The sequence below is a fragment of the Mesorhizobium sp. M6A.T.Cr.TU.014.01.1.1 genome (genome assembly GCF_004022765.1).
GTDB classification, from domain to species: Bacteria; Pseudomonadota; Alphaproteobacteria; order Rhizobiales; family Rhizobiaceae; genus Mesorhizobium; species Mesorhizobium mediterraneum.
The window spans coordinates 1-389 of sequence record NZ_RZPG01000151.1; the positions used below are offsets into that span (position 1 = coordinate 1).

General features: G+C 54.0%; 1 protein-coding gene. It reads left to right on the plus strand.

Annotated elements, in window-relative coordinates; genetic code table 11:
• Nucleotides 1-214: hypothetical protein (locus EN885_RS34015; RefSeq protein ID WP_206616894.1), on the plus strand; the 214-nt coding region annotated here is incomplete at its 5' end.
• Nucleotides 215-389 lie beyond the last annotated feature (175 nt).

A 389-nucleotide genomic window follows, 5' to 3' on the forward strand; every position in this document is an offset into this window, starting at 1 on the left:
AGATTCATCTGCACCTAACGTCAAGGAGACGGAGCTGGAGGCTGAGATTGACGCTCGACTCTGGAACGAGACGCCCTTGTCGAATATTGTACCACCTAGTTTCGAGACCTGCAATATTACCCGCACATATGAAATCTTCGCACGCATAGGGATTCGCTACGATGGTCCTGGATCGATGGTCAGTCGTTTCGTGTCCGTGGGCGTTTACATGTGAGCTAACCAGATGCAGCCACAAACGACTACCATAGACCTACGTCTACCCGTCCAGATCTTCTCAGGCATCACGCCTCCAGCCGAACTTCTGGACGCCATGGCACGAGCCCAAGCCGAGAACACTGGTGATGTCTCTTCTGCACCACCAATGCCTCCGCGTCCCAGCTATCCGACAG